The sequence below is a fragment of the Streptomyces sp. NPDC058964 genome, from assembly GCF_042741275.1.
Taxonomy (GTDB): Bacteria; Actinomycetota; Actinomycetes; order Streptomycetales; family Streptomycetaceae; genus Streptomyces.
Window position 1 is genome coordinate 1 of record NZ_JBHYKH010000931.1, and the last position, 1621, is coordinate 1621.

The 1621-nt window shown below is 69.9% G+C and carries 3 protein-coding genes; 2 read left to right on the forward strand and 1 reads right to left on the reverse strand.

Annotation, left to right across the window (positions count from 1 at the left end):
* Positions 1-48: 48 nt before the first annotated feature.
* The gene (locus ACFW2E_RS46495; protein WP_384478128.1) at positions 49-624 is read right to left on the reverse strand and encodes a TerD family protein; all 576 of its coding nucleotides are present in this window, start codon (positions 622-624) and stop codon (positions 49-51) included.
* Between the two features lie 148 nt (positions 625-772).
* On the opposite strand from ACFW2E_RS46495, the gene arfB reads away from it, so the two are divergent.
* Positions 773-1210 carry an alternative ribosome rescue aminoacyl-tRNA hydrolase ArfB gene (arfB, locus tag ACFW2E_RS46500; protein ID WP_384478131.1) on the forward strand — a complete coding sequence of 146 codons (438 nt, stop codon included), beginning with the start codon at positions 773-775 and terminating at the stop codon, positions 1208-1210.
* Positions 1211-1298: 88 nt separating this feature from the next.
* The gene (locus tag ACFW2E_RS46505; protein WP_384478134.1) at positions 1299-1523 is read left to right on the forward strand and encodes a hypothetical protein; all 225 of its coding nucleotides are present in this window, start codon (positions 1299-1301) and stop codon (positions 1521-1523) included.
* Positions 1524-1621: the final 98 nt, after the last annotated feature.

A 1621-nucleotide genomic window follows, 5' to 3' on the forward strand; every position in this document is an offset into this window, starting at 1 on the left:
GCCCCCAGCGGGTTCGCGGCTGGGGGCTCCGGCGAGGCGCGGTACGGCTCAGACGTTCACGCCGAAGTCCTGGGCGATGCCCACCAGGCCCGAGGCGTAGCCCTGGCCGACGGCGCGGAACTTCCACTCGGCGCCGTTGCGGTAGAGCTCGCCGAAGACCATGGCCGTCTCGGTGGCGGCGTCCTCGGACAGGTCGTAGCGGGCGATCTCGGCGCCGCCCGCCTGGTTGATGATGCGGATGTAGGCGTTGCGGACCTGGCCGAAGTTCTGGCCGCGGTTCTCGGCGTCGTAGATGGAGACCGGGAAGACGATCTTGTCGATGTCGGCCGGGAGGGCGGCCAGGTTGACGTTGATCGCCTCGTCGTCGCCGGCGCCCTCGCCCGTGCGGTTGTCACCGGTGTGGACGATCGTGTTGTCGGGGGTCTGCTTGTTGTTGAAGAAGACGAAGTGGGCGTCCGAGTAGACCTTGCCCTGCCCGTTGACCGCGATCGCGGAGGCGTCCAGGTCGAAGTCCGTGCCGGTGGTGGTGCGGACGTCCCAGCCGAGGCCCACGGTGACGGCGGTCAGGCCCGGAGCCTCCTTGGTGAGCGAGACGTTGCCACCCTTGGACAGGCTTACAGCCATTGTTGGGAGTCCCTTCCCTAGTTCTGTGTGCGCACGAAGCTACCGTCATCCCGAAGAACGCCGGGAGGGGTCCCCATGGTTCCGGATGGCTTTACCCTTTTTACCGATCGGGAAATACAGGTGACGTGAACCGGACACACCCGGGAACATGGAATGCATGTCCGGTCCCTATCTCGTCCGTGGCTCCGTCTCCCTGCCCGAGGCCGAGCTCGTCTGGCGTTTCTCGCGGTCGTCCGGGCCAGGCGGACAGCACGTGAACACCTCCGACACCCAGGTGGAGCTGCGCTTCGACCTGGTGAACACCGAGGCCCTGCCCGAGGTGTGGAAGCGGCGGGCGCTGGAGCGCCTGGCCGGGCGGCTGGTCGACGGTGTCGTCACCGTCCGCGCCTGCGAGCACCGCTCCCAGTGGCGCAACCGCGAGGCCGCAGCCGTACGCCTCGCCGCCCTGCTCGCGGAGGCGACCGCGCCCCCGCCCAAGCCCCGCAAGCCCACCCGCATCCCGCGCGGGATCAACGAACGGCGGCTGCGGCAGAAGAAGCAGCGGTCGGAGACCAAGCGGGGCAGGTCCGGCCGGGACTGGGGCTGATCCCCGTCCCGAACCGTGCCGCAGGGCGCCTGTCACACCCCTGACCCGGGATCCGTCAACCCGGTGACGGTGGACCGCGACGAGGGGTGTGACCACGGGCGCCGCCGCGGTCGCGTCCGGGGCGCGGAGCTTCGCGCACCTCGCCCCGCTGACCCGCCCCGCGCTCGTGGACGGCGTCACGGGCCTCGTGGTCCTCGTCGACGGCCGCCCGGAGCGGGCCCTGGCCTTCACCTTCGTTCGCGACCGCATCGCCGTCGTCGACATCGTGACCGATCCGGGGCGGCTGTCCGCGGCGGTCATCGAGCTCGTCTAGCCGCAATGCCGGTGACTTAGCTTGTGCCGTGCCGCGTGATGGTCACGGTGTCCGGTGCGGGTGGTAGCCAGTTGCGGTGCTCGGTCCGTTTGAGTGGC